Here is a 382-nt window from a genome sequence, read left to right as displayed (position 1 = left end):
AGGTGGCCGACCTCGCCGACCGTGAGGCGTGGGCCGACGCCGGCTACACCGCCCCGGCGGGCGAGGACGCGGCCATCATGCCCGAACGCCTGGGCACCGTGATCGCCTCCGGCATCGGCGGCGTCACCACCCTGCTCGACCAGTACGACGTACTGAAGGAAAAGGGTGTGCGCCGGGTCTCCCCGCACACCGTCCCCATGCTCATGCCGAACGGCCCGTCGGCCAACGTCGGCCTGGAGGTCAACGCCCAGGCGGGCGTGCACACTCCGGTCAGCGCGTGCGCCTCGGGCGCCGAGGCCATCGGCTACGCCGTCGAGATGATCCGCACCGGCCGCGCCGACGTGGTCGTCGCGGGCGGCACGGAGGCGGCGATCCACCCGCT

1 protein-coding gene is annotated in these 382 nt (G+C 73.6%); it reads left to right on the top strand.

What is annotated here, in order from left to right:
* Nucleotides 1-382 (top strand): beta-ketoacyl synthase N-terminal-like domain-containing protein (locus tag G3I78_RS50850; RefSeq protein ID WP_275424962.1); only part of this gene is annotated, 382 nt, incomplete at both ends.

Source organism: Streptomyces sp. SID13726 (assembly GCF_010548375.1).
GTDB lineage: Bacteria > Actinomycetota > Actinomycetes > Streptomycetales > Streptomycetaceae > Streptomyces.
Note: the sequence above shows the minus strand (reverse complement) of the source record. Positions and strands in the feature narration are given on the sequence as shown.